The following is a 24,730-nucleotide window of genomic DNA, read 5'->3' as shown; positions in this document are numbered from 1 at the left end:
ATTTGTTGAACGCTGCATTCGTTTAAACTCTGTATTTGTCTTCCATAAAATCTATCAGCGACCGGGATTGGTGAATTCCCAGGCCCCTGAGCCTGCGTGAAGGAGCGATCCCGATCTCCGCCATGATGGCCGCTGCCCGTACGGGGCCAATGCCCGGTACGGCCTCGATCAGCTCGGAAACGCGCATTCGGGCGATGGCCTCGTCAGTCTGCGCCGACTTGATCAGACCGGCAATGCTGAGTTCGCCCGTCCTAAGCTGTTCCTTCGCGAGTGCGCGTCTTGCCCGGGCTCTCGCTGCCTTTTCCAAGGCATCGGAACGTTCCTCTGGCGACAGAGCCTTTAAGGTCACTGACACATCCCCCTTTGGCCGGCATCGAGTGCGTAGCGGATTGGACTGATCCCGAAGCTATCGCGTGCCCAGTGCGGAGCGCAATGCATTGGACCGACGAAGATCAGGCTCAGGCTTCCAGCAAGCCGTCGCGGGTGGACTCGGTGGCGGATCGTAGTCCGGCAATTGTTGGACCAGCCGCCAGGATTCCGCGGCTCGACGTCCCGAGGACCGCCGGGTATGCCGCGCCGAAAGTGGCACGCAGATCCGCCGGCGTGGCTCCTTGCGCGCCCAGCCCGGGCGCAAGGATGGGCCCATGGACGGCGTCGAGGTCCAGCCCGAGTTCCACGAGCGCCCTGCCGATCGTGGCACCCACCACGAGACCGACAGACCCCATGGCACCGGGATAACGGCGGTTCTCCTCGGCCGCGGCTTCGGCGATCCGCCGGGCCACCGATTCCGTACCGCCAACATGCTGCACGGACTTGCCCTCCGGGTTGGACGTCAGGGCGAGCACGAAAACACCACGGCCGGACTCCGCCGCGAGGTCGAGCGCCGGGCGCAGCGACTCGAAGCCGAGGTACGGGCTCAGCGTCACCGAGTCTGCTGCCAAGGCGGAGCCATCCCGTAGCCAGGCGTCGGCGTAGGCAGCCATCGTGGAGCCTATGTCTCCGCGCTTGGCGTCGGCGATGCTCAATACTCCGGCGTCCGATGCGGCCGCAAGGGTCCGTTCCAGGACCGCCATGCCTGCCGAGCCGTGACGCTCATAGAGTGCCACCTGCGGCTTGACCGCGGCAGCGAGCGTTGCCACGGCCTCCACGACGGTGAGCGAAAAGCGCTCCAGGCCGGCGACGTCGTCGTTCAATCCCCAGTCCGCCAAGAGCCCCGGGTGGGGGTCAATGCCGACGCACAAGGGGCCGCGGGCGGCCATTGCGGCAGCCAGGCGGGAACCGAAAGGCTCCCTTCCCGGCTGCGCAAGTGAACGCTGCCCGGCTGCGGCAGACTCAGGCATTGACGGCCTCGGCTGCCGCGGCCTGGGAAGCTGACAGTGCCGCTGCGTGCTCCTGCAGGCTCGTCACCGACCACTCGTAGGTGCGCAGTGCCTCGATGGCCTGCACGGCGGCGTTGAACTCGGCAACCGTAGTGATGCAGGGGATGCCGATGGACGTTGCGGCCGCCCGGAGTTCGTAGCCGTCGCTGCGGGCCTCGCCGCCGGAAGGCGTGTTGAAGACCATGTCGATTTCGCCGGCGATGATGAGGTCCGCGATGGTTCCTTCGCCTTCGGCGCTGCTGCCTTCGGCGACCTTGCGGACCGGGGTGGCCTGGATGCCGTTGCGGCGCAGGACATCCGCGGTGCCACCCGTCGAGACGATCTCGAAACCGAGATCGGACAGGCGCTTGACGCCCATGATCACCGATCGCTTGTCCCGGTTGGCCACAGAGACGAAGATCTTGCCTTCGGTGGGCAACGCGTTGTTGGCCGCGGCCTGGCTCTTGGCGAAAGCGGTGTCGAAGTGCTTGTCGATGCCCATGACCTCACCGGTGGAGCGCATTTCCGGGCCGAGCAGCGAGTCCACTACCTTGCCTTCCGGGGTCCTGAAGCGGCTGAACGGCAGCACGGCCTCCTTCACCGCGACAGGCGCGTCGAGGGGCAGGGTTGAACCGTCGCCCGTCTCCGGCAGCATCTTGTAGGCGCTGCGGAGCTGGTTGATGGTGACGCCGGTGCCGATCAGGGCCGCAGCCTTGGCCATTTGCACGCCCGTTGCCTTTGAGACGAACGGAACGGTGCGGGAAGCGCGCGGGTTGGCCTCGAGCACGTAGAGCACGTCTGAAGCCAGCGCGAACTGGATGTTGATGAGGCCACGGACGCCGACGCCTTCAGCGATGGCCCGGGTGGCCGTGCGGACGCGTTCGATCACGTTGCTGCCCAGGGTGATCGGGGGCAGGACGCACGCGGAGTCACCGGAGTGGATGCCGGCTTCCTCGATGTGCTCCATGATGCCGCCGAGGTACATGTCCGTGCCGTCGAAGAGCGCGTCGACGTCGATTTCGACGGCGTCCTCGAGGAAGCGGTCGATCAGCACCGGGTGGTCCGGGGTGATTTCGGTGGCGTTGGCGATGTAGCGCGAGAGGTTGGCCTCGTCGTAGACGATCTCCATGCCGCGTCCGCCCAGCACGTAGGACGGGCGGACGAGGACCGGGTAGCCGATTTCGTCGGCGATCTTCTTCGCGTCCTCGAAGGACACAGCGGTGCCGTTCTTCGGGGCGATCAGTCCGGCCTGGTCAAGCACTCGCGAGAACATGCCGCGGTGCTCGGCAAGGTCGATCGCTTCCGGGGAGGTACCCAGGATCGGCACGCCGGCGTCCGCCAGCTGCTGTGCGAGCTTGAGCGGGGTCTGTCCGCCGAGCTGCACGAACACGCCCATGACGCCGCCCGTGCGCTCCTCGGCCGCGATGACTTCGAGGACATCCTCGAGAGTCAACGGTTCGAAGTAGAGGCGCGTTGAGACGTCGTAGTCCGTGGAGACGGTTTCCGGGTTGCAGTTGACCATGACGGTCTCGTAACCGGCCTTGCGCAACGCCATGGAGGCGTGGACGCACGAGTAATCGAACTCGATGCCCTGGCCGATGCGGTTCGGTCCCGAACCCAGGATGATGACGGAAGGCTTGGAGTGCAGGCCGACCTCGTCCTCCTCGTCATATGACGAGTAGTGGTACGGGGTGTAGGCAGCAAATTCAGCGGCACAGGTGTCCACCGTCTTGTAAACCGGACGGATGCCCAGGGCCTGCCGGACGCCGCGGACAACGGCCTCCGGGTTGTGCGTCAGGGCGCCGATCTGCTCGTCCGAGAAACCGTGGCGCTTGGCGTTGCGGAGCATGTCTTCCGTCAGGGCGCCGGCCTTGCGGATCTCGTGGGACATTTCGTTGAGCAGCTGCAGCTGGTCGAGGAACCACGGATCGATCTTGGTTGCGGCGTAGAGTTCCTCAACCGAGGCGCCGCCGAGCAGGGCGCGCTGGACCTGGTGGAGGCGGTCCGTCGTCGGGCGCTTGGACTTCTCGATGAGTTCCGGAACTTCCCATTCGGGAACGTGGCTGAAGTCCAGCTGCGAGCCCTTCTGCTCGAGGGAGCGAAGGGCCTTCTGCAGGGCTTCCGTGAAGTTGCGGCCCATGGCCATGGCTTCACCGACGGACTTCATGGTGGTGGTCAGCGTGTTGTCCGCGGCCGGGAACTTCTCGAACGCGAATCGCGGAACCTTGACGACGACGTAGTCGAGCGTCGGCTCGAACGATGCCGGAGTCTTCTGCGTGATGTCGTTGGGGATCTCGTCCAGGGTGTAGCCCAGGGAGAGCTTGGTGGCGATCTTGGCGATCGCGAAGCCGGTGGCCTTGGAAGCCAGCGCCGAGGATCGCGAAACCCGCGGGTTCATTTCGATGACGACGACGCGTCCTGTGTCCGGCTCAATGGCGAACTGGATGTTGCAGCCACCCGTGTCGACGCCGACTTCGCGGATGACGGCGATGGAGATGTCGCGCAGCCTCTGGTACTCGCGGTCCGTCAGGGTCAGGGCCGGGGCAACCGTGATGGAGTCGCCCGTGTGGACACCCACCGGATCGAAGTTCTCGATGGAGCAGACAACAACGACGTTGTCGTTCTTGTCGCGCATCATCTCCAGCTCGTACTCTTTCCAGCCAAGGATGCTCTCTTCGAGCAGGACCTCGGAGGTGGGGCTGTACTGCAGGCCCTGGCCCACGATGCGGCGCAGGTCGTCCTCGTTGTACGCCAGGCCCGAGCCCAGGCCGCCCATGGTGAAGGATGGGCGGACAACCATCGGGTAGCCGAGGTCTTCCGCCGCAGTCAGTGCTTCATCCATGGTGTGGATGATGTGGCTGCGCGCCGACTCGGCGCCGCAGCGTTCCACGACGCCCTTGAACTTTTCGCGGTCCTCGCCGAGTTCGATCGCGGCAATGTTGGCACCGATGAGTTCGACGTTGTACTTCTCGAGCACGCCGTTCTTGTCGAGCGCGATGGCCGTGTTGAGGGCCGTCTGTCCACCCAAGGTAGGCAGGACGGCGTCCGGGCGCTCCTTGGCGATGATCTTTTCCACTACCTCCGGGGTGATGGGCTCCACGTAGGTGGCATCGGCGAACTCGGGGTCCGTCATGATGGTGGCCGGGTTGGAGTTCACGAGGATGACGCGCAGGCCCTCCTCTTTGAGCACCCGCAGGGCCTGGGTTCCGGAGTAGTCGAATTCGGCCGCCTGGCCGATGACGATCGGGCCGGACCCGATAACGAGGACGCTCTTGAGATCTGTACGCTTTGGCATTACTTGGTGTCCTCGTTCTTCGCGGAGTTCGATGTCTGAGTGTCGGTGCCCTGTGCGGCGTCCTGGCCGTTCTTCGTGCTCTCCATCAGCTCGATGAAGCGGTCGAAGAGGTAGGCGGCGTCGTGCGGTCCGGCCGCGGCTTCGGGGTGGTACTGGACCGAGAAGGCCGGAATGTCGAGGCAGGCGAGTCCTTCGACGACGTCGTCGTTGAGGCTCACGTGGCTGACCTCGACCCGGCCGAAGCGCTCTTCGGGAGCCATGGTGGCACCGTCCATGGGAGCGTCGACGGCGAAGCCGTGGTTCTGCGAGGTGATTTCGACTTTGCCCGTGCGGCGGTCCATCACCGGCTGGTTGATTCCGCGGTGGCCGTACTTGAGCTTGTAGGTACCGAATCCGAGGGCGCGGCCCAGGATCTGGTTGCCGAAGCAGATTCCGAAGTACGGCAGCTTCTCATCGAGCACGGAGCGGAGCAGTTTCACCTGGGCATCCGCCGTGGCGGGGTCTCCGGGGCCGTTGGACATGAAGAAGCCGTCAGGGTTGACTGCCTTGACGTCTTCCAGTGTTGCGGTGGCCGGCAGGACATGGACACGTACGCCGCGTTCGGCGAAGCGGACCGGGGTCATGGCCTTGATGCCAAGGTCGATCGCGGCGATGCTGAATTTCGGCTCGCCGTCCCAGCCATGGTCCGCGGGCTCGACGACGTATGCTTCGTCGATGCTCACTTCTTCGGCCAAGCGGGCACCTTCCATGGGTGCGCTGGCCAGGACGGTGTCCAGGAGCTCCTTGTCGGTGGCCTGGGCTGCCTCGCCGGAGAAGATTCCGGCCCGCATGGTCTTGTGCTCACGCAGGTGCCGGGTGATGGCGCGGGTGTCCACGGCCTGGATGCCGACGATGCCCTGTTCGACGAGCTCTGCGTCGAGGCTGCGCTCCGAGCGCCAGTTCGATGGGCGGCGCGCGGCGTCGCGGACCACGTAGCCGGCCACCCAGATGCGGCGGGACTCGGCGTCTTCTTTGTTCACACCGGTGTTCCCGATATGCGGAGCCGTCTGGACCACCAGTTGGCGGGCGTAGGAGGGGTCCGTAATGGTTTCCTGGTAGCCGGTCATACCGGTGGCGAAGACCGCCTCGCCCAGGGCCACGCCCGTGGCGCCGTAGCTGCGGCCGCGGAACGTGCGGCCGTCTTCGAGGACCAGCACTGCCGCGGAGGACTCTGCTGGGTTGGTATTGCCTGTCACTGCGTTGGTGTCCGTCACTTTGTTACTTTCCACTATCGGCATCTGCCTGGGGGGCTGCAGAGATCAAATCTTGAAGTGCTTCGAGGAGCGGTTGCTTGTCAGCGGCGCGCCTGGGCCTGAATCCGGTATCGAGTTCGTGTTCTCCAAGCATCCAGCTCAAGACCACGAGTCCATCCTTCTCCACGAACTTGCCTGCCATTCCGTTGGCGCTGCCGCAATCGGTCACGGCTTCCGCCGGAACGAACAATGGTGAGGTCCCCTTCCGGTCGAAGAGGATGCCTTCCGGATGGACGCTCATTTCCGCGTTGCCGCGGAAGCCAAGCCCGTGGACGGCCACCCGGTCGAGCCAGTCTCCCGCCGTCGTCGTGGCCACATACTGCCCTTCAGCCACAATGCCTGCCGGGCCGAGCGGTTCAGGTACATCCGGAAGCTGCCCGAGGCCGGCCTGCCGCTTGAGCCTGCCGCGCCAACCTATCGCAATGAGTCCGGCCGCGACCGCGGCGAGAACCACAACGAGGAGCAGCGAAGCAATCTTGGTGTCCATCAGTTGCTGCCGGCGCCGGCCGGCTCCGCTGCGTGGCGGTACGGCGTGTTGAGCTTTCCGTCCAGTACGGTCGGGTGGCCCTTGAAGAAGGTGGCGACGACGGCGCCCGGCAGCTCTTTGCCCGCAAAGGGTGAGTTCCGGCCCATGGTCGCCATCTTATGCGGATCCACGGTCCACCGGGCAGCCGGATCCACGAGGATGACGTTCGCGGGCTCGCCGGCCTCGAGCGGACGTCCCTGATCCGCCACGCGGCCAATGGCCGCGGGAACCGTGGACGTGACCCGGGCGAAGTCGGCCCACGTCATGAGTCCGGTTTCGATCATGGTTTCCTGGACTACCGACAAAGCAGTCTCCAGTCCCGTCATGCCCATGGCCGCCTGGGCCCACTCGCACTCTTTGTGCTCGCTCGGGTGCGGGGCATGGTCCGTGCCGACGACGTCGATGGTGCCGTCCGCGAGCCCGGCACGGAGCGCCTGGACATCCGCGTCGGTGCGCAGGGGCGGGTTGACTTTGTAGACGGGGTCGTAGCTGCGGACCAGTTCGTCGGTGAGCAGCAAGTGGTGGGGTGTGACCTCCGCGGTGACGTTGATCCCGCGTTCCTTGGCCCAACGGACGATCTCCACCGAGCCGGCGGTGGATACGTGGCAGACGTGGAGGCGCGAACCGACGTGCTGGGCCAGGAGGACGTCCCGGGCGATGATGCTTTCCTCGGCGACTGCCGGCCAACCGGCCAGGCCGAGGACCGCGGACACGGTGCCCTCGTTCATCTGGGCACCCGCGGTGAGGCGGGGTTCCTGCGCGTGCTGGGCTACGACGCCGTCGAACGCCTTGACGTACTCCAGGGCGCGGCGCATCAGCACGGGATCGTGGACGCAGATGCCGTCGTCGGAGAAGACCCGGACCTGCGCGCGGGAGTCCGCCATGGCGCCGAGTTCGGCGAGCTGCTCGCCGGCGAGCCCGACCGTAACGGCGCCCACCGGGCGGACGTCCACCCAACCGGAGGCGCGGCCCAGGCTGTGGACCTGCTCGACGACGCCGGCCGTGTCCGCCACCGGGTTGCTGTTGGCCATGGCGTGGACCGCGGTGTAGCCGCCAAGGGCCGCGGCGCGGGTACCCGTCTCCACGGTTTCCGCGTCTTCGCGGCCAGGTTCGCGCAAGTGCGTGTGGATGTCTACCATGCCCGGAAGCGCCACGAGGCCCGCGGCCTCGATCACGGTGGCACCGTCGGCGGTAAGGCCGGTGCCGCGCTCAGCGATGACGCCGTCGCGGATCAGCAGGTCCTCGGCGTCGCCACCCAGGATGGCCGCACCTCGGATCAAATAGGTACCCGTTGCTGTCCCTGTTGAGGTCTGGGTCATCAGTTGCTCTCCTTATCGGAACGGGCGGTGCCCGGCATGGGGGCGGCTTCACGGGAATCCCCCGAGAGCAGCAAGTACAGGGCGGCCATCCGGACCGACACGCCATTGCGGACCTGGGCCAGGACGGTGGAGCGCGGCGAATCGGCGGCGGCGGAAGAAATCTCCAGCCCGCGGTTCATGGGGCCGGGGTGCATGATGATGGTGTCCTTGAGCCCGAGGTCGTCGAGGGCGCGGAGGCGGGCATCGTCGAAGCCCCAGCGCCGCGAATACTCGCGGGTGGAAGGGAAGAAGGAAGCGTTCATGCGCTCACCTTGGACGCGCAGCATCATCATGGCGTCCACTCCGGCCTCGAGGGTCTCGTCGAGGTTGTAGCTGACCTTGCAAGGCCAGTGTTCGACGCCGATCGGCAGCAAAGTGGGCGGGGCCACCAGGGTTACTTCCGCACCAAGCGTGCGCAGGAGCCACACGTTGGATCGGGCGACGCGGGAGTGCAGGACGTCGCCGGCGATGGCGACGCGCATCCCCGTGAGGTCCGCGCCCGTGGACGCCGAGCCGTGCAACGCGGACCAGTGGCGGCGCATCGTGAAGGCGTCGAGGAGTGCCTGCGTGGGGTGTTCGTGGGTACCGTCCCCGGCGTTGATGACGGCCGCATCGATCCAGTCGGTGGCGGCCAGGCGGTGCGGAGCTCCGGAGGCCCAGTGGCGGATGACTACCGCATCGGCCCCCATGGCTGCGAGGGTCTGCGCGGTGTCCTTGAGGGACTCGCCTTTCGAAACCGAGGAACCCTTGGCTGCGAAGTTGATGACGTCGGCGGACAGCCGCTTCGCCGCGGCCTCGAAGGAAATGCGGGTGCGGGTGGAGTCCTCGAAGAAGAGGTTGACCACGGTGCGGCCGCGCAGGGCGGGCAGCTTCTTGACCTCCCTGTCCCCCACTGCGGCCATCTCTTCGGCGGTGTCCAGGATCCGGATGGCGTTCTCGGCACTCAGGTTCTCGGTGGAGAGCAGGTGTTTCATGCGCCCGCCTCGATCACTACTTCATTGATGGGCTGGCCATCAACGGAATCGAGTTCCTCGAGGTGGACCCGGACCTTTTCCGAAGAAGACGTGGGCAGGTTCTTGCCGACGTGGTCCGCGCGGATCGGCAGTTCACGGTGCCCGCGGTCCACGAGGACGGCAAGGCGGACGATGCGTGGCCTGCCGAGGTCGATGATGGCGTCGAGGGCTGCCCGGATGGTGCGGCCCGAGTACAGGACGTCGTCGATGAGGACAACAACCTTGTTGTCGATGCCGGACAACGGCAGCTTGGTGGGGTATGGAGGCCTGGCGGGCTGGTGCGAAAGATCGTCACGGAACATGGTGACGTCCAGCTGACCGACAATCGCGGAAGCGTTGACGGACGGATCCGCGGCGGCGATTTTCTCTGCCAGCCGCACTGCCAGCGGATAACCGCGGCGCGGGATGCCCAAAAGAACCAGGTCCTGGGAGCCTTTGTTGGCTTCGAGGATCTCGTGGGCGATACGAGTGAGCGCACGATCGATATCCGCGTGGTTGAGAACAACCCGGGACGGCACCGGCGCAGTGACTTCAGTCATCGCTCGTCTCCCCTTTCCCCGCCTCACGGGACGGAATTAAAAAAGGAACATTTGCTCTTCAAAATTACCACAGGGCTCAGGCCTGCCGGACGCGCCCGGGGCCAGGGCGCTGCGTTTTAGCTCACAGTTGCGGGTACGACGAAGGGCCGGTGCCCGCGGTTTCCCGTGGCTCCGGCCCTTCGTCTGCTTCCAATGCCGCTTATGCGAGCAGTGAAGGCTTCAGCGTCTGCAAGCGGCCGAGGAGGCCGTTGATGAACGCAGGAGATTCGTCGGTGGACATGACCTTGGCCAGGGCTACCGCTTCGCTGACTGCTACGCCGTCAGGCACGTCGTCGTTGTAGAGGAGTTCCCAGGCGCCGATCCGCAGGATGATGCGGTCTACCGCCGGCATCCGCTCCAAGGTCCAGCCCTGGGCGTAGGTCTGCAGGAACTCGTCGATGGTGGGCTGCATGGCAACCACGCCTTCCACGATGTCCACCGTGTACGGGTTGACGACGAGGTCGGTCATTTCCCGGCGGGCCTTCAAGACCTCGAAAGCGGAGGCGGAACGCTGCTCCGCCTCGAACAGTACTTCGAGGGCCCTGTTACGGGCCTTACCACGGGCGCTCACTAGTCGTTGACCCGGCCCAGGTAGCTGCCGTCGCGGGTGTCGACCTTGACCTTGGTGTTGTTCTCAACGAAGAGGGGCACCTGGATCTCGTAGCCGGTCTCGAGGGTAGCCGGCTTCGTTCCGGCCGAGGAGCGGTCGCCCTGCAGGCCCGGCTCGGTGTAGGTGATTTCGAGGACAACGCTCGGGGGCAGTTCGATGTAGAGCGGGGTGCCCTCGTGGATGGCGATGTTGACCATCTGGTTTTCCAGCATGAAGTTGGTGGCGTCGCCTACCGTGGCACCGGAAACCGTGATCTGGTCGAAGTCCTGGGTGTCCATGAACACGAAGTCCGCGCCGTCCTGGTACAGGTACTGGTAGTCGCGGCGGTCAACCGTGGCGGTTTCGATCTTGAGGCCGGCGTTGAAGGTCTTGTCGACCACTTTGCCCGACATGACGTTGCGCATCTTCGTGCGCACGAACGCGCCGCCCTTGCCCGGCTTGACGTGCTGGAACTCAATGATGTTCCAGAGCTGGCCCTCGAGCTTCAGCACGGTTCCATTCTTGATGTCATTTGTGGTTGCCACTAGTATCCTCTGGTTTCTCTCACTGGTGCTAGCTACTGCTTTAGCTACTGGTTTAGCTTCCAGCCGACTATGCCAAGCAGGCATGCCGTGACGGCCGCCAGCGCGTATTTATCAAAAATCCAAAGTCCATTCTACCGGCAAAATGCGCCGAGCCTGGCCGCGCCCGTGTCAGGAGGCGAACTCGAGGACGTTCCGGGCGCGCTGCAGGGCCACAGCAGAGGAGTAGATCAGCGAAGCGTCGGCCGCCAAGGCGACCCGCAGGTCCAAGGCCTTGGTAAACGATTCTGCAGCGGCGACGTGATTGCCGGCCACAAAATAAGCCCGCCCCAAGTATTGGTGCACCACAGGTTCCTTGGCGGTGCCGTGGACTTCGCCCAGGAGTTGGCGGAAGAGCTCCACGGCCCGGTCAAAGCGGTTGGTGGCACGGTGCAGTTCGGCCTCGAAGATCCGTAATTTGAACGACTCGGGATCGTTGTAGCGCGCCTCGGCCAACAACTCGGCGGCTTCACCCGGGTGGCCTTCGAGCATGAGGGCCATGATGCGGTCGGCCGGATCGCTCGACTCGGCCAGTGCGGACTGCATGGCTTCCTCGTTGACGATGGCCGGCAGGAGGGTGTCAGGGTTGGTGCGCACCCCGGGGAATCCGCCCGTGGGCCAATCGCTGATGCTGCTGAAGGTCTCGGTGGTCATGATGCGATCTCCTGGTAGGCAGCGAAGAGCAACGAGGTGTCCGGGACGTCAAGGATTCCGGGCTTTGCGACGCCGTCGAGCACCACGAAGCGCAAGAGGTCTCCGCGGGATTTCTTGTCACGGCGCATGCCGTCCAGCAGGCCCTGCCAGCGGTCCCGGCGGTAGGTGACCGGCAACCCGAGTCCCTCCAGGATGGTGCGGTGCCTGTCGGCGTCGACGTCGGAAAGCCGGCCGACGCTGCGGGCGAGCTCGGCGGCAAACATCATGCCGACCGAAACCGCTGCGCCGTGGCGCCACGAGTAGCGTTCCACGAGTTCGATCGCATGGCCAAGGGTGTGCCCGTAGTTGAGGATTTCACGCAGGCCGGATTCCTTGAGGTCTTCGGAAACCACCTTCGCTTTGACCGCGATGGCGCGTTCGATGAGCTCGCGGAGCACCGCCGAGCCTGGATCGGTGACTTCCTCCGGCTTGTTTTCGACGAGTTCCAGGATGGCGGGATCGGCAATGAATCCGCACTTGATGACCTCCGCCATTCCGGAGATCAACTCGTTCTTGGGCAGCGTCTGGAGTGTGTCCAGGTCCGCGAGGACAGCCGCGGGCGGATGGAAGGAACCTACCAGGTTCTTGCCTTCGGCCGTGTTGATGCCGGTCTTGCCGCCAACCGATGCGTCCACCATACCGAGGAGGCTCGTGGGCATGTGGATGACCTTGACGCCGCGCAGCCACGTTGCGGCGACGAATCCGGCCAGGTCGGTGACCGCGCCGCCGCCGACCGCCACGATGGCGTCGGAGCGGGTGAAGTCGTTCTGGCCAAGCACTTGCCAGCAGAAGGCGGCAACCTGGATGTGCTTGCCTTCTTCGGCGTCGGGGATCTCGGCTGTGAGGGCCGTGAACCCGGCAGCCTCGAGTTCGGCGCGGACCGTATCGCCCGTGAGGCGCAGGGCACGAGGGTGGATCACGAGAACCCGCCGGACCCGCTCGCCCAGCTTCGCGGGAAGGGTCTCCAGGAGCCCGCGCCCGACAACGACGTCATAGTTCTCGTTGGCGGACTGGCCAGTGACCTTGATGACAGTTGCTTCGTTGCTCACTTTTGCACTTCCTCTTTCAAGGCCGCGTATTCACGCAGTCTTTCCTCCACGTGGAGGGCGATTTCCGCCACTGTCCCGGACCGGACGTCGACGATGATGTCTGCAAGGCGTTCATAGACTGGACGCCGGGCGGCAAAAAGGGTCTCCCAGCGGGCCATGGCGTCACCGGCCAGGAGTGGCCGGCCTGTGTTGCGGGCAATGCGCTCGGCGACAGTCTCGGCGTCGCACTCAAGGTAGATCACGGTGCAGTCGCCCAGCAGCTGCTGCGTGCCCGAATCGAGCACTGCGCCGCCACCCAGCGAGACTACGGCACGGTTGATGTTCGCAGCGTCGACGGCGCGTGCCACCGTCCTGGCCTCGATCTCCCGGAATGCGTGTTCTCCGCGACCGGCGAAAATATCCGCAATCGTGCCGTGGTGCTCAACGATGACGGCGTCCGTGTCCACGAAGGGCACGCCCAATTGTTGGGCGAGTTGCTGGCCGATGACCGACTTGCCGACGGCCATTGGCCCAACCAAAACGATCGCGCGCCCATAACCGGCGCCCGAGTTACCGCGGACCACTAGTGGCCGACCGAGTCCAGGGTTGCCGGGATGCTGTCCAGGTAACCCCGAAGGTTCCGGGCGGTCTCAGCGACCGAGTCACCGCCGAACTTCTCGGCAACGGCCTCGGCCAACACCAGGGCAACCATGGCCTCGGCCACGACACCCGCCGCCGGAACGGCACAGACGTCGGAGCGCTGGTGGTGCGCCTTGGCTGCCTCACCGGTGCTCACGTCAATGGTCTTCAACGCACGCGGGACGGTGGCGATGGGCTTCATGGCGGCACGGACACGCAGGACTTCGCCGATGCTCATGCCGCCTTCGATGCCACCGGCCCGGTTGGTCTTGCGGACGATCCGGCCGGTCTTGTCCTTGACGATTTCATCGTGCGCGGCGGAGCCACGGCGGGCCGCTGTCAGGAAGCCATCGCCGACTTCGACGCCCTTGATTGCCTGGATGCCCATCAGGGCAGCGGCCAGGCGGGAGTCGAGGCGACGGTCCCAGTGCACGTAGCTTCCGAGCCCCGGCGGAAGGCCGTAGGCCAGGACTTCGACAACACCGCCGAGGGTTTCGCCTTCCTTGTGTGCTGCGTCGACCTCGGCCACCATGGCGTCGGAGGTCTCCCGGTCGAAACAACGCAAAGGATCGGCGTCGAGGGCCAGGACGTCGGACGGCACGGGCAGGGGGCGGCCCTCGGGCACGGTCACGCTCGCGATGGATACGGTGTGGCTCACGAGCTCGATGCCAAGCTGCTTCAGGAATTGCGAAGCGACGGTACCCAAGGCGACACGCGTGGCGGTCTCGCGGGCGCTGGCGCGTTCCAACACAGGGCGGGCCTCAGGGAATCCGTACTTCTGCATGCCTGTGAAGTCCGCATGGCCGGGCCGCGGACGTGTCAACGGCGCATTGCGGGCTTGGTCCGCGAGGACTGCGGGGTCCACCGGGTCGGCAGACATGATCTGCTCCCATTTGGGCCATTCGGTGTTGCCGATCTGGATCGCGACGGGGCCACCCTGCGTCACACCGTGCCTGACGCCGCCAAGGATGGTCACTTCGTCCTGCTCGAACTTCATCCGGGCGCCGCGGCCATAGCCGAGACGGCGACGCGCCAAGGCGTCACGTATTTCCTCGCTGGTCAGTTCAACACCGGCGGGGACGCCTTCAACAATTCCGAGCAGTGCCGGGCCATGGGATTCACCGGCAGTCAACCAACGCAACATATATCCAATCCTGCCATGTAAGGCCCCTACTAGACCCGCCGGGGAAGCCCGACTGAGTCACACATCACATCTATGACATCGGCGGTGACGTCGGCTCCTGAAAACAAACGGATTTGCTCCACGGCCTGATAGAGCAACATCTCGAGGCCCGGAACCACCACTCCGCCCCGCGAACGCCATGCTTCGGCAATACGGCTGGGCCAAGGATCGTAGGCCACATCGAGCAGCACACCTGTGCCGACGTCGGGAAGCGTGCCGACGGGAAGCTGCTCAAGCTGCGCCGCAATGCCGTCCGCCGCCCGCGGCGGAAGTGTGGAGATCACCAGATCCGCTCCTGCCATGCCAACAGCCGCTTCGGTCATCGGCCGGAGGTGGATGGAAAGCCCGACGGCGGCTGCCGCGGCTTTCGCCTCGGCGGCCCGCCCGGCGTCGCGCACAAAGACGTCAACGTGTTTCGAGCCGAGCTCCCGGAGCGCCGCAATAGCCGCTGCCGAGGTCCCTCCGCCGCCAAGGACCGCCGAGCCCGGCTGCTCCTTGACTCCTGCATTCCTGACGGCGTCGACTATGCCCGCCACATCCGTGTTGTGGCCGACCCGCCGCACGCCGTACTCAGTCGCTTCGAAAGCCACCGTGTTGATGACGCCCAAGTACGCACCGGCCCCCCGGACCTCGTCGACTTCGTCCACCATGGCGGTCTTGAGGGGCATGGTGACGGACAAACCGCACCAGTCATCCCCGTCCACGAGGCCCGCCATGAAGGCCGGGAGCCGCTCCACCGTTACATCGATCGCCGAGTATTCGATGTCGAGCCCGAGCTTCGCGTAGGCCGCTCGGTGGAGCGCTGGTGACTTCGAGTGGCTGATGGGGTGCCCCAGGACGGCAGCACGTCTACTCACACGCACCGTCCGGCGTTGGCAGCACACCAGGCGTTGTATTGGTCAACGTATTTGAGGTGTTCCGCCAGGGTGCTGGAGAACTTGGTTTCCTTGGTGTCGAGATTGATCGTCACCCAGTAAAGGTAGTTGTTGGCTGTCGGCTTGGCGGCGGCATCGATCGCCGTCTTGCCGGGTGAACCGATGGGGYCGACCGGCAGGCCCACGTTGGCGTAGGTGTTGTAGGGGTTGCCCTTGTCGGCCTTCTGGGCGTCGGTCAGGTGGAAGGTCTTGGTACCCAGGCCGTACGTAACGGTGGCGTCGGACTGGATGAGCCCGTTCGTCTCGGTGTTGCCCGGCTTGAGCCTGTTGTAAATGGCGCCGGCCACGTTGCCGTAATCGGCCTGCCCGCCTTCAGCCTGCACGATGCTGGCCACCGTGATGGTCTGGTACTGCTTGGCGGGATCCGTGACACCCTGGGCCTTGAGCTCGTCGGTAGTGGCCGTGACCAGCTTCTGGAGGATGTCCTTGGCAGAGGTTCCAACGGGGAAACGGTACTCCCCCGGTGCCAGGAAGCCTTCCAGGTTCTTTGCCTGGGCAGGGACGCCAAACTGGGCCGGCGAGTCGCTGAGCGCCTTCAACTCGGAGAGAGGTATGCCCGAACCCTTGGAGATCGCGTCAAGGGATTCACCGATGCGCAATCCGGCACTCAATGCGAAGTACATGATCTTGGAAGAATCCTTGCCGAGGAGCACATTCACCGCATCGGAGTTCTTCATTTCCGTTTTGAAAGTGAAATCACCGGGTGAGAGCTCACCACCGGCGGCAGTGAAGGCTGCCACGAAAGAATCGGCGTCGGCAATGACGTGCTGGCTCTGGAGGTTGCTCGCGACCAGCTTGGGGCCGGAGCCCGGAGCAACCGTGATGGTGACCGAGCCGGTGCCCGGGCCTGGGTAGTCGCTGACCTTGTCCATCCCGAGCAATGGCTTCAGGAACTGTGCACCAACGGCAACCGCTGCGACGAACACCGTGAGGGTGAGCAGGAGCGCGACAAGCCGACGGCGCCTGCGGACTTTCTTCGAGGGGACCTTCGGCGCAGGAGTCGCAGCTGCCATGAGGTCGTGCGCACCGTGCTCCTCGTGGACCCCGTAGTCGAACTGGGGGTCGTGGTGCGCATAACCTTCGTCATGGGCCTGCAGGTCGTGAAACTCGTCATCGTGTGCAACGTCGTAGCTGTGAACAGCGTCGTGCTCGACGACATCGGGGTGGAGAGTATCGTGCCTGACGTCGTCGGGGTGCGCCACGTCGTAGTGCTCGACCTCTGGCTGCACTGTGTCGTCGATGGGGTGCACAGCGTCAACGGGCTGCAGGGGAACTTCAGGCTGCGCTGGGTCAGGGTGCTCCTGCAGGTCCTCTTGGGACCGGACTGCTTCTCCATGGTTACCGTCGCCATGGATACCGTCGTCGTGGAGGTCAGCGGCGTGCGTGGTCGCTTCCGGGGCCGCCGGCGCATAGTCCGGGACGAATGCAGGCTGCGGTTTCGGGACTGCGACAGGTTCAAAGTGGACAGGCACAGGTGGTGGCAACACCTCCTGGTTCTGCGTCTCCAGGAATCGTTCCCTGGCACGGATTTCACGACGCGTCAGAGGCCGGGTACGGTCTTCTGCTGCGTCGTTGGAGGGGTCGTTGTTGACCGGGCTCACTATTGTCTTCCCCTCGTTGGAGAGTGTGGATCAATGCCGGAGGCCGGCAGCGGCGCACTGGCACCGTCAATGTGTTGGGGTGGCATTGGCGCCTGCACGCGCCTGCCCACATCCGCACCTCTGGCTTTTTGCATGTCGATCGCGTGCTGCAGAATTCCGGCAGCGGCAACCTGATCCACCACTTTACGATGATCCTTGCTGCTCATGCCAGCTTCATGGAGATTGCGGTGGGCCGTCACAGTACTGAGCCTCTCGTCCACCATGTTGACTGGAACATCGAGTCCTTGGCGCTGCAAGTGGGCTGCCAGCAAGTCCGCGTAGTCCGTGGCCATGGCCGCAGAAGCGTGTTCTTCGCCCTTCATCGTCCGCGGCAGGCCGACGAAGATCTGGACTACGCCGAGCTCCTCGGCATGCCGGACAATGACCCCGATATCGGAATTCTTCTTGGCGTCCCGGCTTACCGTCTTGAACGGCGTGGCCAGGATCCCGTCCGGGTCGCAGATGGCGACTCCCACACGGACGGTCCCGACGTCTACCCCCAGTTTGATGCCCCGGGGGTAGTCGTCGTTGCTCGCAATGGCCTCCAAAATCAGCGCTTGGCGATCGCGTCCACAACGGCCGCAAGGGCCGGTGCGATCTTCGCGTCGTCGGTTCCGCCGCCTTGGGCGACGTCGTCCTTGCCGCCACCGCCGCCACCGAGGATTCCTGCGGCCACGCGGACAAGGGCGCCTGCCTTGACGCCCGCTTCACGCGCTGCCTCGTTGGTGGCGATGATGATGACCGGACGATCGTTGCTGACACCGGCCACGGCAACCGTGGAAGCTTCGGAGCCGAGCCGGTTTCGGATGTCCATGGCGAGGCTGCGGAGGTCGTCCGCTCCCCCGACTTGGCCGGCGTCGTGCGCCACTACCCGGACGCCTGCGGCATCCTGGGCCGTGGCAACGAGGTTCGCAGCGGCTGCGGTCAGCTGTTCCTTGCGGAGGCGGTCGAGTTCCTTTTCCGTTGCCTTGAGCTTGGCCAAGGTGCTGGAGATCCGGTCCGCCAACTGGCCCGACGGGACCTTGAGCATCTCCGTAAGCTCGGTGACCAAGGCTCGCTCAGCTGCGAGGTGCCGGAAGGCGTCGAGGCCGACGAAGGCTTCCACGCGGCGGTTTCCCGAACCCACGGATTGCTCGCCGAGCAGCGACAGGCTCCCGATGAGGGAGGTGTTGGCCACATGGGTGCCACCGCAAAGCTCACGGGACCACGCGCCGTCGATCTCCACGACGCGGACTTCGCTGCCGTAGTTTTCGCCGAAGAGGGCCATGGCGCCCAGGGCCTTTGCCTCGGCGAGGCCCATCACCTTGGTGTCCACCCGGAAGTTATTGCGGATGGCGATGTTCGAGACCTCTTCGATCTCGGACTTCGTGGCTGCGCTCAATCCCTCGCCCCAGGCGAAGTCGAAGCGTAGGTAACCGGCCTTGTTGAAAGAGCCACGCTGGGTGGCTTCCGGGCCGAGGATCTGGTGCAGGGCGGCGTGCACGATGTGGGTGCCCGTGTGGGCCTGCTCGGCGGCGTGGCGGCGTTCGCGGTCGACGGCGGCACGCACCAAAGCGTCCGAGGCGATCTCGCCTTCGCGGACGATAGCCTTGTGGACGCTCAGGCCCTTCACGGGGCGCTGGACGTCGAGGACCTCGACGACGAAGCCGTCACCGGTGATGAGGCCCTTGTCGGCCGACTGGCCACCCGCCTCTGCGTAAAACGGGGTCTCGTTGAGCACGAGCTCGATTTCGTCGCCCGTGGAGGCGTGGGCAACACGCCGGCCGGAGCTCACGATGCCGCGGACCCGGGCCTCGCCTTCCAGTTCGGTGTAGCCGGTGAAGACCGTCTCGCCCTCGGCCAGGAGCTCCTGGAAGGCCGAGACGTCGGCGTGTCCACCCTTCTTGGCCTTGGCATCCGCCTGGGCGCGCTGGCGCTGCTCCAGCATGAGGCTGCGGAATTCGGCTTCGTCAACCTTCAAGCCGGCCTCCTCGGCCATTTCGAGGGTGAGGTCGATCGGGAATCCGTAGGTGTCGTGAAGGGCGAAGGCATCCTCGCCGGACAGAGGCTTTCCGGCGGCCTTGGAGAGCACCACGGCTTCCTCGAGGCGCGCGGTGCCGGAGGCGATGGTGCGCAGGAAGGCTTTTTCTTCGGCGTAGGCGATGCGGCTGATGCGATCGAAGTCGGTCTCCACCACGGGGTAGACACCCTTCATGGCGTCGCGGGAAGCCGGGAGCAATTGCGGCAGGCAGGCTTCTTCGACCCCGAGGAGGCGCATCGCACGGACGGCACGGCGGATCAGCCGGCGCAGGACGTAGCCGCGGCCTTCGTTGGACGGGGACACGCCGTCGGAAATGAGCATGAGGGCCGAACGGATGTGGTCGGCGACGACGCGCATCCGGACGTCGTCCGTGTGGTGCGGGTCGTCAGCGGACTCGGCAGAGGTGTATTCCTTGCCGGAAAGGGCTGCGGCCTTGTCGATGACGGGACGGACCTGGTCCGTTTCGTACATGTTTTCGACGCCCTGCAGGATCATCGCGAGGCGTTCCATGCCGAGGCCGGTATCGATGTTCTTCTTGGGCAGTTCGCCAACGATGTCGAAGTCCACCTTCGAGCGGACGTTCTCGATCTGGTACTGCATGAACACGAGGTTCCAGATTTCGACATAGCGGTTTTCGTCCGCGATGGGACCGCCTTCGGCGCCATAGGCCGGGCCGCGGTCATAGTAGATTTCCGAGCACGGGCCGGCAGGACCAGGCTGCCCGGTGGACCAGTAGTTGTCGGCCTTCCCCATCCTCTGGATGCGAGACGCAGGGATGCCGGTGTTCTTCAGCCACAAGTCCTGGGCTTCGTCGTCTTCCTCGTAGACGGTCACCCAGAGGCGCTCGACGTCGAGTCCGTAACCGCCGTCGTCGACGCTCTTGGTGAGCAACTCGAAGGCGAACTTGATGGCGTCTTCCTTGAAGTAGTCCCCGAAGGAAAAGTTTCCGCACATCTGGAAGAACGTGCCGTGGCGGGCGGTCTTGCCCACTTCCTCGATATCGCCGGTGCGGATGCACTTCTGGACGCTCGTGGCGCGGTCGAAAGGCGGCTCCTCGCGGGCGGTGAGGTAGGGAATGAAGGGAACCATGCCGGCCACAGTGAAGAGCAGGGAAGGGTCGCTGGATACGAGCGATGCTGAGGGGACGGCTGTGTGGCCCTTGCTGACAAAAAAGTCCACCCAGCGTTTGGTGATCTCCTGCGACTTCATTAGCTGATTACTTACCCTTCTCAATTCACTGCACATGAGTTTGTGCGCGGTTCTGGCATGCGCCATTGCCGCAGCTTCTAATTCTGCCCTGTTGACGGCCGCTTGGGCGAACCGCGGCTGCTAACGGCTGCCGGCGTCGGACTCTACGATGCCAAGCGCGGCCCTGAGGTCGACTTCGCGTTCATTCATTCCGGCGCGCACGGCGTCGGCGAAGTCGTACACGCCGTCGGCCAGCCGCGCAACGGCACGGTTCAGGCCTTCGGGGCCAATGGCGGCCTGTGCTTGGGTGATCTTGCGGAAGGCGATGACTCCGATTGCCATGCCGATCCCCATCCAGACAATTCTTTTCACAGTTTTCCTGACATACGAAGGTCGTGACTTACGAACGGATTCAGCGGCTGCGGCGGCCACTGCCCGGTTTGCGGCGGGCGGCAAAAGCCGAGCGCACTCCATAGCTGAACGCTGCCACCTTGATGAGCGGCGAACCGACTGTTGCGGCCACCAGCGAGGACAAGGCAGAGATGTTGGCGGAGGCGTCGGAAACGTTGGAGGTGATGCCATCCACCTTTTTCAGCTGCTGGTTGGTGGTGGAAACCGTCGCCGTGACCTCGTCCATCAGGGGGGTCGCTCCGTCGCTCAAGGAACGGATGGAGGTGCAGACCTCRTCGAAGACGCGCCCTAGTTTGAGGATCGGCACGGCCAACAGCACTACAAGGAGCGCGAAAACTCCGGCCGCGATCAGGCCTGCAATATCGCCACCAGTCATGGACACTCGTCTCCTAGCATTTGTTGCTTTGCCGCTGGTTCGCCATGTGGTTCTACACAGGCACCCCGGCGTGGCTTCCCCAAGTACCTTACATACAAAGAAGCCCGCGGCGCGTGCCACGGGCTTCTTTGTATGTGCTTGCTGGGAATTAGCGAGCGTAGAATTCGACCACGAGCTGCTCTTCGCAGGTCACGGGGACCTCGGAGCGCTTCGGGCGACGAACCAGGCGTGCCTGGAGGGCGTCGATCTTGACGTCCAGGTATGCCGGAACGACGTTCAGGACGTGTGCGCCGGCAGCTGCAACCTGGAACGGAGCCATGACTTCGCTACGGCTGTGAACGTGGATGAGCTGGCCTTCCGCAACGCGGAACGACGGGCGGTCCACGCGGATGCCGTCAACGAGGATGTGGCGGTGCACAACCAGCTGGCGGGCCTGGGCGATGGTGCGGGCGAAGCCGGCACGCAGCACGAGGGCGTCGAGACGCATTTCGAGCAGTTCGATCAGGTTTTCACCGGTCAGGCCCTTGGTGCGACGTGCTTCTTCGAAGGCACGGGTCATCTGGGCTTCGCGGATGCCGTACTGGGCGCGCAGACGCTGCTTTTCGCGCAGACGTACGGCGTAGTCAGAGTCCTGCTTCTTGCGGGCACGGCCATGCTCACCGGGGCCGTACGGACGGCGCTCCATGTACTTGGCGGCCTTGGGAGTCAGAGCGATGCCGAGTGCACGCGAAAGGCGTGCGGTACGGCGAGCACGAGTGTTGTTAGCCACTTGTGTCCTTCCAATATCTGCGGTGTGTCAGTGTTACTGGCCTCCATGAGGGAGAGCATCGGCCAACCGCTGCCTTTTGCTACGGGGCGCAGGGCACAGCATCAAAACCTGGATTTTGATGGATTGTGCGCCTGAGCCTTGCCAGACAAGCATCTAGCCTACCATGACGGCTACTTGCCCCGGATGATCCTGCGCAGCCGCTCAAGCCTCGGAGCAATATCCCGTTCGGCGCCGTTTGCCGTGGGCTCGTAATAGTCCCTGCCGACCAGATCGTCCGGAGCGTACTGCTGGGTGGCAACGCCATGCGGGGCATCGTGGGCATACTTGTAGCCTTGGCCGTGCCCAAGGCCTTTCGCTCCTTGGTAGTGCGCGTCCCGCAAATGCGCCGGAATCCCGACCCCCATCCCCGCACGCACATCTGCGATGGCTTTGTTGATGCCCAGGTAGGCGGCATTTGACTTGGGCGCAGTCGCCAGATGCACCACCGCTTCGGCGAGGATGATCCGGCCTTCGGGCATGCCGATCAACTGCACTGCCTGGGCAGCGGCGACGGCGGTCTGCAGCGCCGTCGGATCCGCCATGCCGATGTCCTCGGCGGCCGAAATGACGATCCGGCGCGCCACGAAGCGCGGATCCTCGCCCGCCTCGAGCATGCGGGCCAGATAGTGGAGGGCCGCATCGACGTCGGAACCGCGGATCGACTTGATGAACGCACTGGCAACGTCATAGTGCTGGTCTCCCGCACGGTCGTAGCGGACGGCAGCCGCGTCCAGCGCCCGCTCCGTATGGCGGAGTTCGACGACGACCGGAGCCTCGGGGGCACCGTCACCGGCCAGCCCTTCCTCTTCAGAAGCGTCTTCGGACGCGTCGCCGTCGTCGTGGTTCCTGTCACCGTAGGCGACGCCGGCAGCGGCCTCGAGCGCGGTGAGCGCACGGCGGGCATCGCCCCCGGACAAGCGGACCAGGTGCTCCAAGGCTTCCGGGGTGAGCTCCACTCCCCCTGCCAAGCCGCGGGCATCGGCAACGGCGCGCTGCAGCAGCGCTTCGATGTCGCTATCGGTGAGCGGTTTCAAGGTAAGCAGCAGTGACCTGGAAAGCAGCGGCGAGACCACCGAGAACGAAGGGTTCTCGGTGGTAGCTGCAACCAGGACCACCCAGCGGTTCTCGACCCCGGGAAGCAGGGCGTCCTGCTGGGCTTTGTTGAAGCGGTGGATCTCATCCAGGAACAGCACCGTGGTGGTCCGATAGAGATCCCGGGCAGTCAAGGCATTTTCCATGACCAGGCGGACATCCTTGACGCCCGCGGTAATGGCGGACAATTCGACGAACTTCCGGCCGGGTCCGCGGGCAATGACGTGTGCCAGCGTCGTCTTGCCCGTACCCGGGGGTCCCCACAAGATGACCGAACTCGGGCCGGCAGGACCGGCGGCGTTGGCCCCTGCGGCAAGCTGCCGCAACGGAGACCCCTGGCCCAGCAAATGCTGCTGGCCCACAACGTCGTCGAGGGTCCGGGGCCTCATACGGACAGCCAAAGGGCTCCGCGGCGACGCCGGACGCCCTGTGCCTGCGCGTCCATCGCTGGAACGGTCCGAATCCGCCTGGCTGCCGGCGTCGTCGTCATTGTCCGCGTCGGCACCAAAGAGATCTTCCACATGGATAGGCTACTCATGATTCCAGCGAAGGAGACATCAACGTGGAGACCCGGCCGTCCGGCCCCAACGAAAAGCCGCCGCCAGGGGCGGTGCGCACCGCTTTCATCCCCGGTCCGCGGTTGACCGGCTGGGTGGAGCGCTTCGCCGCGAGCCATGGCGCCGTTCAGGAAGAGCCCGACGACGGCGGCACGCTCCTGCGGGCGGCCGATGGCGCTACCGCGCTATTAAGGGCCCCCTGGCCTGTCGATGGACGGCCCGGCAGGGGCGCAACCGCGGTTGAGCGCCTGGCGTCGCTTGCTTCGCAGGAACGGCGGCTCGGAATCATCCTGGTGCGCCGGGGCGGCTACGCGGTGGGGGTGGTGAGCGGCGGCAAAGTGTCCGCCTCCAAATCGGGTTCACGTTACGTTCAATCCCGCTCGGCTGCAGGTGGATCCTCGCAGCAGCGCTTTGCCCGTCGTCGTGAGAACCAGGCCAACGCACTGACGGAAGCGGTGGCCGGTTATGCCGCCGCTGTGTTCGCCGGAGACAGTATTGAATATCTCGTTCTGGGCGGAGACACCGCACTCTCCGCGGCGGTCCTCGAAGAAAAGGCGTTGAAGGAATATTCGTCCCGGGCGAAGCTCGTGTTCCTGGCGGTTGCCGACCCCAACGCAACCGTACTTCGCAGGGCTGCGGCGGATGCCTGCGCCGTGCGGATCGACGTCACGGATCCGTTGTAGGAGGGGCGCCGGGCCAGCTAACAGCCCGACAACGCCCGCTGCGGCCGGGCCTGCCGGTAGAGGTACCTGCCGTGCTCTGCGAACCCCGCGCCGTCGTACAGGGTCCGGGCGCCGGTATTCGAGGCCGTTACCAGTAGCCAGAACTCGGACACGCCTCGGTGGGCGCCCGCTTCCAGAAGCGCTTCAAGCACCTGCCGCCCGTAGCCACGGCGGCGGTGCTTGGCCGCAGTTGCCATGCAGTAGATGCCTCCCTTGCCGCCCACCAGGGCGAGGCGCCCGACGGCGGCCGGGACGCCGTCGTCGTCCTTCGCGAGAGCGTAGACGGAAGGGCAAGACACCAGAATCCTCCGGGCGATGTCCAGCTCGGCGTCTCCCCCGCGGCCGTCAACGGACCACCACAGCCGGAGCCACTCTTCGGAAGGCTCCTCCGAGATCTCGACGCCGGTTGCCGGGCCACCGGGCAGGGTAGCTGGAAGGGCGCCGCCCGGACGGACCATGATGAGGGTCTCCGACTGCCGGGTGAATCGCTGCGCATCGAGCACACTGTTGAGGCCCGCGCTTCGCTCATCGTCGAAAATCTGGAAGATCAGCGGCAGGCGCCGGGAGCGGTACCACTGCGTGGCGGCCCGTACTGCCGACTCGTGGTCGCTGGCCTGCTCCCTGGGCCAGACCGAGTTTGCCCGCTGTGTCACGCCTCCGGCGGCCCGCATGACCCATCCCCCGGTGTCCTCACGGTCCGGGGCGGGCCATGCCCGGTCCATGAGCTCCTCGATCGATTCAAGGCCCATTTCCTGTGTCACGCGTCCTCCTCGAATTCAGTCGACGTCATGCTACGCCGAAGGCCCCCGCAATGTGCGAGGGCCTTCGGGCTACTTCTACGGTTCCAG

The 24,730-nt window shown here is 65.1% G+C and carries 24 protein-coding genes; 1 reads left to right on the top strand and 23 read right to left on the bottom strand.

Annotated features, from left to right (window positions below; all coding sequences use genetic code 11):
• Window positions 1-22 precede the first annotated feature (22 nt).
• The 22 genes from mihF to AB4068_RS12645 form a co-directional block, all read right to left on the bottom strand.
• Window positions 23-349, bottom strand: a complete 327-nt coding sequence (gene mihF, locus AB4068_RS12750; protein WP_084784535.1) for an integration host factor, actinobacterial type — start codon at window positions 347-349, stop codon at window positions 23-25.
• Between the two features lie 109 nt (window positions 350-458).
• The gene (pyrF, locus tag AB4068_RS12745) at window positions 459-1,340 is read right to left on the bottom strand and encodes an orotidine-5'-phosphate decarboxylase (protein ID WP_306959791.1); all 882 of its coding nucleotides are present in this window, start codon (window positions 1,338-1,340) and stop codon (window positions 459-461) included.
• Complete coding sequence (carB, locus tag AB4068_RS12740) at window positions 1,333-4,653, bottom strand: carbamoyl-phosphate synthase large subunit (RefSeq protein ID WP_284989279.1); 3,321 nt, start codon at window positions 4,651-4,653, stop codon at window positions 1,333-1,335. The genes pyrF and carB overlap by 8 nt, the downstream gene beginning before the upstream one ends.
• A complete protein-coding gene (gene carA, locus AB4068_RS12735; protein WP_306959788.1) occupies window positions 4,653-5,930 on the bottom strand; it encodes a glutamine-hydrolyzing carbamoyl-phosphate synthase small subunit in 1,278 nt (425 codons plus the stop codon). Before carA ends, carB begins: the two co-directional genes overlap by 1 nt.
• Complete coding sequence (locus AB4068_RS12730) at window positions 5,911-6,432, bottom strand: PH-like domain-containing protein (RefSeq protein WP_441433567.1); 522 nt, start codon at window positions 6,430-6,432, stop codon at window positions 5,911-5,913. The genes carA and AB4068_RS12730 overlap by 20 nt, the downstream gene beginning before the upstream one ends.
• Window positions 6,432-7,790: a dihydroorotase gene (locus tag AB4068_RS12725; protein ID WP_441433566.1), complete on the bottom strand. Its 1,359-nt coding sequence runs from the start codon at window positions 7,788-7,790 to the stop codon at window positions 6,432-6,434. Before AB4068_RS12725 ends, AB4068_RS12730 begins: the two co-directional genes overlap by 1 nt.
• Window positions 7,790-8,803: an aspartate carbamoyltransferase catalytic subunit gene (locus AB4068_RS12720; RefSeq protein ID WP_307053991.1), complete on the bottom strand. Its 1,014-nt coding sequence runs from the start codon at window positions 8,801-8,803 to the stop codon at window positions 7,790-7,792. The genes AB4068_RS12725 and AB4068_RS12720 overlap by 1 nt, the downstream gene beginning before the upstream one ends.
• Window positions 8,800-9,381 carry a bifunctional pyr operon transcriptional regulator/uracil phosphoribosyltransferase PyrR gene (gene pyrR / locus AB4068_RS12715; protein ID WP_059389191.1) on the bottom strand — a complete coding sequence of 194 codons (582 nt, stop codon included), beginning with the start codon at window positions 9,379-9,381 and terminating at the stop codon, window positions 8,800-8,802. The genes AB4068_RS12720 and pyrR overlap by 4 nt, the downstream gene beginning before the upstream one ends.
• A 199-nt stretch (window positions 9,382-9,580) precedes the next feature.
• A complete protein-coding gene (gene nusB, locus AB4068_RS12710; protein WP_059389192.1) occupies window positions 9,581-9,991 on the bottom strand; it encodes a transcription antitermination factor NusB in 411 nt (136 codons plus the stop codon).
• Window positions 9,991-10,554 (bottom strand): elongation factor P, encoded by a 564-nt coding sequence (efp, locus tag AB4068_RS12705; protein ID WP_028267136.1) that lies wholly within the window; start codon window positions 10,552-10,554, stop codon window positions 9,991-9,993. Before efp ends, nusB begins: the two co-directional genes overlap by 1 nt.
• Before the next feature lie 168 nt (window positions 10,555-10,722).
• The gene (locus AB4068_RS12700) at window positions 10,723-11,244 is read right to left on the bottom strand and encodes a tetratricopeptide repeat protein (protein WP_059389193.1); all 522 of its coding nucleotides are present in this window, start codon (window positions 11,242-11,244) and stop codon (window positions 10,723-10,725) included.
• On the bottom strand, window positions 11,241-12,332 hold the full coding sequence (gene aroB / locus AB4068_RS12695; protein ID WP_284989274.1) for a 3-dehydroquinate synthase: 1,092 nt from the start codon (window positions 12,330-12,332) through the stop codon (window positions 11,241-11,243). Before aroB ends, AB4068_RS12700 begins: the two co-directional genes overlap by 4 nt.
• A complete protein-coding gene (locus tag AB4068_RS12690; protein WP_275937070.1) occupies window positions 12,329-12,895 on the bottom strand; it encodes a shikimate kinase in 567 nt (188 codons plus the stop codon). Before AB4068_RS12690 ends, aroB begins: the two co-directional genes overlap by 4 nt.
• Entirely contained in the window at window positions 12,895-14,094 is a 1,200-nt protein-coding gene (gene aroC / locus AB4068_RS12685) for a chorismate synthase (protein ID WP_441433565.1), read from the bottom strand. Before aroC ends, AB4068_RS12690 begins: the two co-directional genes overlap by 1 nt.
• Window positions 14,095-14,123: 29 nt before the next feature.
• Entirely contained in the window at window positions 14,124-14,990 is an 867-nt protein-coding gene (locus tag AB4068_RS12680; protein WP_306959777.1) for a shikimate dehydrogenase, read from the bottom strand.
• Complete coding sequence (mltG, locus tag AB4068_RS12675; RefSeq protein ID WP_441433564.1) at window positions 14,987-16,669, bottom strand: endolytic transglycosylase MltG; 1,683 nt, start codon at window positions 16,667-16,669, stop codon at window positions 14,987-14,989. The genes AB4068_RS12680 and mltG overlap by 4 nt, the downstream gene beginning before the upstream one ends.
• Window positions 16,669-17,256, bottom strand: a complete 588-nt coding sequence (gene ruvX, locus AB4068_RS12670; protein WP_441433563.1) for a Holliday junction resolvase RuvX — start codon at window positions 17,254-17,256, stop codon at window positions 16,669-16,671. The genes mltG and ruvX overlap by 1 nt, the downstream gene beginning before the upstream one ends.
• Window positions 17,257-17,258: 2 nt before the next feature.
• Window positions 17,259-19,937: an alanine--tRNA ligase gene (gene alaS / locus AB4068_RS12665; RefSeq protein ID WP_441433562.1), complete on the bottom strand. Its 2,679-nt coding sequence runs from the start codon at window positions 19,935-19,937 to the stop codon at window positions 17,259-17,261.
• Window positions 19,938-20,057: 120 nt separating this feature from the next.
• On the bottom strand, window positions 20,058-20,270 hold the full coding sequence (locus tag AB4068_RS12660) for a hypothetical protein (protein WP_059389200.1): 213 nt from the start codon (window positions 20,268-20,270) through the stop codon (window positions 20,058-20,060).
• Between the two features lie 58 nt (window positions 20,271-20,328).
• Window positions 20,329-20,703: a DUF948 domain-containing protein gene (locus AB4068_RS12655; protein WP_441433561.1), complete on the bottom strand. Its 375-nt coding sequence runs from the start codon at window positions 20,701-20,703 to the stop codon at window positions 20,329-20,331.
• A gap of 148 nt (window positions 20,704-20,851) precedes the next feature.
• A complete protein-coding gene (rpsD, locus tag AB4068_RS12650) occupies window positions 20,852-21,472 on the bottom strand; it encodes a 30S ribosomal protein S4 (protein ID WP_028267147.1) in 621 nt (206 codons plus the stop codon).
• A gap of 170 nt (window positions 21,473-21,642) precedes the next feature.
• Window positions 21,643-23,124 carry a replication-associated recombination protein A gene (locus AB4068_RS12645; protein ID WP_307053986.1) on the bottom strand — a complete coding sequence of 494 codons (1,482 nt, stop codon included), beginning with the start codon at window positions 23,122-23,124 and terminating at the stop codon, window positions 21,643-21,645.
• Window positions 23,125-23,165: 41 nt separating this feature from the next.
• Here AB4068_RS12645 and AB4068_RS12640 point away from each other — a divergent pair, with 41 nt between their 5' ends.
• On the top strand, window positions 23,166-23,843 hold the full coding sequence (locus AB4068_RS12640; RefSeq protein WP_441433560.1) for an acVLRF1 family peptidyl-tRNA hydrolase: 678 nt from the start codon (window positions 23,166-23,168) through the stop codon (window positions 23,841-23,843).
• A gap of 17 nt (window positions 23,844-23,860) precedes the next feature.
• Here AB4068_RS12640 and AB4068_RS12635 read toward each other — a convergent pair whose 3' ends face one another.
• Window positions 23,861-24,631, bottom strand: a complete 771-nt coding sequence (locus AB4068_RS12635; protein ID WP_441433574.1) for a GNAT family N-acetyltransferase — start codon at window positions 24,629-24,631, stop codon at window positions 23,861-23,863.
• Between the last annotated feature and the right edge of the window lie 99 nt (window positions 24,632-24,730).

The sequence above is a fragment of the Arthrobacter sp. 2RAF22 genome (assembly GCF_052115325.1).
Lineage (GTDB): Bacteria > Actinomycetota > Actinomycetes > Actinomycetales > Micrococcaceae > Arthrobacter.
The sequence above is the reverse complement of the archived record's forward strand: the minus strand, read 5'-3'. Positions and strand labels throughout refer to the sequence as shown.